The following is a 7,575-nucleotide window of genomic DNA, read 5'->3' as shown; positions in this document are numbered from 1 at the left end:
CTCCACCACCACCTCCACCGCGGCCGCCTCCTCCACCGCCACCGAGCCCTCGAGGCCCTGCGCCGCCCACTGTGCCTGCACGTGGTTGAACCTCGGCAACGCGCGCAGGTGCGTGGCCACTTCGCCGAGCGTCCGTCCGCTGAGGGTGGCCACCGCGAGAATGAGGGCCCGGGCCGCGTCCGTCCCGATGCGCCGGCCGAAGGCCTCCCCCGCCTCGCGTAGCTCCTCGAAGGTGGTGGCCTCATGGGCCCGATGCGCCATGCTGGCCCACCCGTCCATGAGGCCCCACATGGCGTCCACGCCCAGCCAGGCCAGCAGCACCACCGAGAGCGCACCGGCCACCGCCTTCGTGCTCGGCTCTGGGAGTAGCCAGAGCGCCAGGTACAGGCCCGCGGCCCACACCAGCGATGAGAGCAGCACCTGCGGGCTCAGCTCTCGCCCCAGGGCCGCCCGCGTCTCGTCCAGCACCCCACCGAAGGCCAGGGCCAGAGCCAGGGTGCGCCTGTCGTCCGTGCGCAGGTACGGCCCGTCCGCGAAGAGGCCCAGGCAGTCACCACCGCCCCGTGGCTGGCACCACCGCAGGTACTTCTCTTTCAGCGCCGCCTCCGCCTCGGGAACGAGCGGCCCCCTGTCGTTGAGCGGCACCAGGGAGAGCACCCTGTCGCGGTACACCTCAGCGAGCAGTTCCTCCTCAGGCATGGCCTGGAGCAGCTCCTGGGCGACCTCCTGGGGCGTCCCCATCACGTGGAAGCGGTGGCCGAGCTGCGCCACCGCGCGCTGGTACTCCTCCTGGGTGAGCGCCACCACCCGGGTCCTCTCCCGCGCCTCGAGCAGGTCCGCGTAGACGATCACTACGGGCTGCATGTCCCTCGGCGCCGAACGTGCCTCGCTCTCCGCTGCCGGCCGCCGCGAATGGCCTTCCCCTGCCCCCTGGCCCACCGTCGGCACCTGCGTCACACATGCCGCGTGGAGGAAGAGGACAATGAGTGAGAGGGCGCCTGCCGGCGCCCACCGTGGCGGGCCCCGTGAACGCCCCTGAGCCTCGAGCTGCGTACCGCCGCCTTGCCCCGCCCCAGGACTCCGGTACGCCTTCGCCATGACGCTGGCCTTTCCCGCTGCTGCAACGACCCTCGCTTGGCCAAGAGCTACGTGCGGCGGAGACGTGCGCTCAGTGGACCGGGGCTGGCTGCTCGACGGCCTGGCCCTCGGCCCGGAAGGTGAAGCGCCCGTCCTCGAAGTCCACGCGGACGTGCTGGCCCTCGCGCAGCTCGCCCCGGAGCAGCAGCCGGCTGAGCTCCGTCTCCAGCTCGCGCTGGATGACCCGGCGCAGCGGGCGGGCCCCGAACTTCGGATCGAACCCACGCTGCGCCAGTGCGCCCTTGGCCGCCTCGCTGACCTCCAGCGTGACGTTCTGCCCGTGCAGCTTGCGCCGGGTGGAGCCGAGCATCGAGTCCACGATGAGGTTGAGCTGCTCGCGGTCCAGGGGGTGGAAGACGATGATCTCGTCGATGCGGTTGAGGAACTCCGGCCGGAAGTGGCCGCGCAGCGCCTCCATCACCCTGGAGACCATGCGCTCGCTCTCTACCTGCGATGGCGCCTCGGAGCGGAAGCCCAGGGAGCCCTTCTGGAAGCCGAGCTGCTCGGCGCCCAGGTTGGACGTCATGATGATGACGGTGTTCTTGAAGTCCACCGTGCGCCCGCGCGCGTCCGTCAGCCGCCCGTCATCCAATATCTGCAGCAGCAGGTTGAAGACGTCCGGGTGCGCCTTCTCTATCTCGTCGAAGAGGAGCACCGAGTAGGGCCGGCGCCGCACGGACTCGGTGAGGCGGCCGGCCTCGTCGAAGCCCACGTAGCCCGGGGGCGCGCCGATGAGCCGGCTCACCGTGTGCCGCTCCAGGTACTCGGACATGTCGAAGCGCAGCATCGCGTTCTCGTCGTTGAAGAGGTAGTCGGCGAGCGCCCGCGCCGTCTCCGTCTTCCCCACGCCCGTGGGCCCCAGGAAGATGAACGAGCCGATGGGCCGGCCCGGATCCTTCAGCCCCGCGCGGGCCCGGCGCACCGCCTCGGAGATGGCGCGCAGGGCCTCCTCCTGCCCCACCACGCGCTGGCGCAGCGACTGCTCCATCTCCAGCAACCGCTGCCGCTCCTCCTGCTGCAGCTTCTTCGCCGGAATGCCCGTCCACTCGCTCACCACGATGGCGATGGACTCGGGGGTGACGGTGGGCTCGGTGACGCCCTTGGCGTGCTGCCACTGCGTGCGCAACCCCTCCAGCTCCGCGCGCAGCGCTTCGATCTCCACCTTGAGCCGCGAGGCCTCCTCATAGCGCTCGCCGGAGACCGCCGCCTCCTTGTCCTTCTCCTTCTGCGCCAGCCGCTCCTCCGTGTCCTTCATCCGGCCGGGCTCGGTGTGCGCCCCCAGCCGCACCATCGCCGCCGCCTCGTCGAGCAGGTCGATCGCCTTGTCCGGCAGGAAGCGGTCGCTGATGTACTTGTCCGCCAGCTCCACCGAGGCGGTGAGCGCGGTGTCCGTGATCTTCACCCGGTGGTGCGCCTCATACGCGTCGCGCAGGCCGCGCAGGATTTCGATGGCCTGCTCGGGGGTGGGCTCGGCCACCATCACCGGCTGGAAGCGGCGCGCCAGGGCCGCGTCCTTTTCAATATGCTTGCGGTGCTCCTCGAGCGTGGTGGCCCCGAGGCACTGGAGCTCGCCGCGCGACAGGGCCGGCTTGAGCAGGTTGGCGGCATCCACCGCGCCCTCGCCCGCGCCGGCGCCCACGATGGTGTGCACCTCGTCGATGAAGAGGATGATCCTCCCCTTGAGGGCGCGGATCTCATCCATCAGCCCCTTGAAGCGCTCCTCGAACTCGCCGCGGAACTTCGAGCCACTGAGGACGGCGCCCAGGTCCAGGGCGAGCACCCGCTTGTCCTTGAGCACGTCCGGCACCTCGCACGAGACGATGCGCTGGGCGAGTCCCTCGGCGATGGCCGTCTTGCCCACGCCCGGCTCGCCGATGAGCACCGGGTTGCTCTTCGTCTTGCGGCTGAGGATGCGGATGACCCGTTCAATCTCCTTCTCACGACCGATGATGGGGTCCAGCTCGCCCGCCTTCGCCAGCGTGGTGAGATCCCTCGTGAAGCGGGTGAGGTTCGGCGGGAGCTGCTCGGCGGGAGCGGTGCTCGTCCCGGCGGCGCCACTTCCGGGCAGATGCTCGCGCAGCTCGTCCGGATCGATGTCGGAGAGGAACTGGGCGGCGAAGCTCTCACCCTCGGCCATGATGGCGAGCAGCAGGTGCTCGGGGCCGATGAAGGTCTGCCCCATCTGCGCCGCCTGGAGCCGCGCGAGTTGCAACACGCGCTTCATGCCCGAGGACAGCCCTACCCCGATGGCGCGGCGCGGCTGCCGCCGTCCCATCACCTGCTCCAGACGGACCTCGTACTCGGTCACGTCCGTGCCCTCGGCCTCGAGCGCCGCGCGGATCTCCGGAACCTTCTGGCTGAGCGCCAGGAGCAGGTGCTCGATGCGGATGCGGTCATAGCCCCAGTCCAGCGTGAGCCGCCCCGCGTGCTCCAGCACCTGCTGCGCCAGCTCCGAGAGCTGCGAGAGGATGTTCTCCCGCTTCGAGCGAGCACCCATCATCTGCGCGAACAGGCCCTCCAGCGCGCCGAAGGGCCCCGTGCCGCCCTCCAGGCTCATGGCGCTCGCGCAGTGGTTGCACAGGCCCAGGGTGCTCTCCTCCCCGTCCTCCATGCCCCGCTTGAGGAAGACCACCGCGGGTCGAGCCCGGCAGTTCTCACACATCATGGTCCGACCCTCCCACGCTCCTCGTGCAAGCTAGGGACGTGCCCGGCAGGGGACCACCGGGAAGGAGAAGGGACCGAGCGGGCAGCCGAGCCACTCCTCCCCCGCTCCCGCCCGGCCGGGCGATGCGGCTCCGCCCCGCGCGAGCCACGTTGGACACCCACCTGCATGTCCACCTTCCGTGAGTTCCGTTTGCCCCAGGATTTCCGGTCTCTGATAAACTGGGGCATCTCCGATGGGGTGCCCGGACGAAACGACGCTGAGCGACTTCCTGGTGGGGCTGCTCTCGGAGCCACGCCGTGCCGAGGTGCTGGCGCACGTGGAGGACTGCGCGAGCTGTCAGCGGGCCGTCGCGGCGGGAGGGGACTCGGCCCCCGGGAGCGAAGCGCCGCAGGAGCCGGGGGCAGCCGTCGCCCCGCTGGCCCCGGGCGCCACCCTCGCGCGCTATGTGGTGATTGAGCGCATCGGCCAGGGCGCCATGGGGGTGGTGTACGCGGCGTATGACCCGGAGCTGGACCGCCGGGTGGCCCTCAAGCTGCTGCGCCCCGAGGGCCGCCACCTGGAGCACCTGCGGCGGCGGCTGCTGCGCGAGGCCCAGGCCCTGGCCCGGCTCTCCCACCCCAACGTCGTCTCCGTCCACGACGTGGGCACGTGCGGGGATGGCCTCTTCCTCGCCATGGACCTGGTGGAGGGCACCACGCTGGCGGAGTGGCTGCACACGCCGCGGCCCTGGCGCGAGGTGCTGCGCGTCTTCGTGGAGGCGGGACGGGGACTGGCGGCGGCACACGCGGCGGGGCTGGTCCACCGGGACTTCAAGCCCGCCAACGTGCTGGTGGGCCACCACGGCCAGGTGCGGGTGACGGACTTCGGGCTCGCCAGCACCTCCGGGAAACCGGACGAGCCCCTGCCCCTCGCCGAGCTGCAACGGGAGCCCCTGGACCCGCTCGCCACCCGCTCGCCCGGACTCACCCGCACGGGCGCGGTGCTGGGGACGCCAGCCTACATGGCGCCGGAGCAGCTCCAGGGCCGCGCGGACGCGCTCTCGGACCAGTTCAGCTTCTGCGTGGCGCTCCACGAGGCCCTCCACGGGGAGCGCCCCTTCCAGGGCGACAGCTCCGAGGCGCTCATCCGCGCGGCGTGGGAGGGACGGGTGCGTGCCCCCACGCGCGAGGCGAAGGTGCCCGCGTGGGTGCGGCGCGCGGTGCGGCGCGGCCTGCGAGCCCGTCCCGAGGAGCGCTTTCCCTCGATGGAGGCCCTGCTGGCGGTGCTCGACCCCCGCCCCCGCCGGGTGCTCACGGGGGTGGCCGCCTCCGCCGCCGTGGCCAGCCTCCTGGGCGTGGCCCTGGGCTATGGGGGCGCGCACCGGCGCGAGGTGCGCTGCGCCGAGGAGGCCGACAAGCTCGCCGCCGCCTGGAGCCCCGAGCGACGGGAGCGGGTACACGCCGCCTTCCTCGCCACCGGCAAGCCCTTCGCCGTGTCCTCCTGGGAGAAGGTCTCCGCCACGCTGGACGCCCACGCCTCCCAGTGGAGCACGCGGCGCACCGAGGCCTGCCTCGCCGCCGCGGGAGATCCCTCCAGCACCGCGTGGCAGACGACCACCTGCCTCGACACCCGGCTGTGGCAGCTCGCCGCCATCACCGAGGTGCTGGAGAAGGCGGACACGCAGACGGTGCAGAACGCGCCGCAGATGCTCGCCTCGCTGGAGGGACTCGCCGGGTGCGAGGACGCCTCGGCCTTCGCCACCCGGCCCCGGCCTCCGGAGGCCCTCCGCCCCCAGGTGGACGCGGCGCGGCGTCGGCTCGCCGAGGCCCGGGCCCGCCTGGACGCGGGCAACCACGCGCAGGCCATCGAGCTGACGTCGGCGCTGCTCGCGGAGATTCAGCCGCTGGACTACCGCCCGCTGGAGGCCGAGGTGCTCACCCTCCATGGCCACCTCCACGCCTTCGTCGGCAAGCCCAAGGAGGCCGAGGAGATCCTCTATCGCGCCCTCTGGGCCGCCGAGGCCAGCCACCACGACGAGACGGTGGCGCGGGTGTGGATCCTCCTCATCTCGGTGGTGGGAGACCAGATGGCCCGGGTGGAGGAGGCGGACCGGCTCGTCCAGCACGCGCGCGCCGCCGTGGAGCGGCTGGGGCGCGAGCGCTTCCCGGCCATCACCGCGGACCTGCACCTGCGGCTGGGCGGGCTGCTGCTGGTGGAGGGCAAGCTGCAGGAGGCGGACGCGGAGTTCTCCCAGGGCCTGGAGCTCTCGCGCGAGGTGTACGGCCCCGAGAGCCTGCGCACCTCCTATTTCATCTCCGGCCTGGGCCGGGTGCGCGCCCGCCAGACGCGCAGCGCGGAGGCCCTGGTGCTCTACCGCCAGGCGCAGGATCTGCGCGAGCGCCAGTGGGGCCCCGACCACCCCGCCCTCGCCCTCAACCTCAGCAACATGGCCAGCGAGCTGCTGTCGCTCGGACGGCCCGAGGAGGCACTCGCCGCCTTCCGGCGCTCCCTGGCCCTGCTGGAGGCGGCCCGCTCCCCGGAGCACCCGAGCCTCGCCGCGCCCCTCAACAACCTCGCCGCGCTCCTGCGGCGCCGGGGCCAGTTGGCGGAGGCCCGCGGCAACTTCGAGCGGGCGCTCGCCATCTTCGAGCGCAGCAAGGGACGCGACCACCCCAACACCACCGTCGCCCTCTGCGGGCTGGGCATGGTGGCCTACGACTCGCAGGACCTCGACGGGGCGCTCGCCCACGGCCAGCAGGCACTGGAGCGACTCCAGCGCGCCTTGGGACCGGAGACCCCGCGCGCCGCCACGCCCCTGGAGATCCTCGGGCGCATCCACCTCCAGGCGGGCCGGTACGACGCGTCGCGCAAGCACCTGACGCGCGCGCTGCACCTGTTGGAGAAGGAGCACGGCGCGGACAGCGCCCTGACGGCCTCCACACTCCGCGCCCTGGCCCGGCTGGAGCTGGCCACCGGTGCGCCCCGGGTGGCGCTCGAGCGCTGCCAGCGCGCCCTGAAGCTCGACGAGCAGGCGCAGGGAGCGGAGAACCCGGACGTGGCGCTGGGGCTCGCCTGCGTGGCGGAGACGCACCTGGCGCTCGACGCTCCAGCGCAAGCCGTGCCGCTGCTGGAGCGCGCGCTGCGGGTGCACCAGCGCTCGCCGTTGGACTCCGTGGACGAGGCCCGGGCCGCCTTCCTCCTGGCCCGAGCGCTGTGGACGCGGCGCGAGCCCTCGGAGCGTGCGCGGGCCCTCTCGCTGGCACGAGAGGCCCGGACGCTGCTGGAGGCGCAGAAGCCCCGGGGCCTCCCCGAGCTGAAGCAGGTGACGGCGTGGTTGGACCGATACGCGCGAGCGCGGCACGGAGAGCAGCCATGAGTGGAGCGGAGGAGTCCGGCCCCCTCGGGGCGCTGCTGCGAGCGCGGGCACCCGCGGAGCGGTGCGAGGCGCTCCTTCGGCTGGAAGGACTGGAGGCGCTCCTGGGCAAGCACCTCGAGGCGGGCCGAGCGGCGTGGCCCTCCGTCCCGCTGGAGCCGGAGGCCTTCATGCGGCACCTGGCCCGGCACCTTCCGCCGGAGGACACCCTCTCGGACGCGCTGCACCAGCTCCACGGCGCCGACCTGTACCTCGCGTGTGCCTGTGCGGCGGGAGACTCCCAGGCCCTGCTCGCCTTCGAGCGCCACGTCCTCCAGAAGGTGCCCTCCCGCCTGGGGCAGCTCGCCGGCTCCACCGTGGACGAGGTGCTCCAGGTGCTCCGCCAGCGGCTGCTGCTGGGCCGCGGCGACACCCTGCCCCG

General features: G+C 72.7%; 2 protein-coding genes and 2 pseudogenes. 2 read left to right on the top strand and 2 right to left on the bottom strand.

From position 1 onward, the window contains the following. Positions 1–864: pseudogene (locus VF697_RS18680) on the bottom strand (hypothetical protein); the annotation flags it as partial. A 304-nt stretch (positions 865–1,168) separates the two neighbouring features. Continuing rightward, a complete protein-coding gene (locus VF697_RS18675; protein ID WP_331096860.1) occupies positions 1,169–3,802 on the bottom strand; it encodes an ATP-dependent Clp protease ATP-binding subunit in 2,634 nt (877 codons plus the stop codon). Positions 3,803–4,034: 232 nt separating this feature from the next. On the opposite strand from VF697_RS18675, the gene VF697_RS18670 reads away from it, so the two are divergent. Together VF697_RS18670 and VF697_RS18665 are read left to right on the top strand one after the other, a co-directional pair. Beyond that, positions 4,035–7,157: a serine/threonine-protein kinase gene (locus tag VF697_RS18670; RefSeq protein ID WP_331096858.1), complete on the top strand. Its 3,123-nt coding sequence runs from the start codon at positions 4,035–4,037 to the stop codon at positions 7,155–7,157. Next, positions 7,154–7,575 (top strand): annotated as a pseudogene (locus VF697_RS18665) (RNA polymerase subunit sigma-70); the annotation flags it as partial. The gene VF697_RS18670 and the pseudogene VF697_RS18665, both read left to right, overlap by 4 nt.

The sequence above is a fragment of the Archangium sp. genome (assembly GCF_036388035.1).
Taxonomy (GTDB): domain Bacteria; phylum Myxococcota; class Myxococcia; order Myxococcales; family Myxococcaceae; genus Archangium.
This window is presented reverse-complemented; position numbering and strand designations above follow the sequence as displayed.

What these genes read in the sequence shown, in the direction of transcription:
- VF697_RS18670 (WP_331096858.1), top strand. Translation starts at nt 4,035, where the DNA reads ATGGGGTGCCCGGACGAAACGACGCTGAGCGACTTCCTGGTGGGGCTG.
- VF697_RS18675 (WP_331096860.1), bottom strand. Translation starts at nt 3,802, where the DNA reads ATGATGTGTGAGAACTGCCGGGCTCGACCCGCGGTGGTCTTCCTCAAG.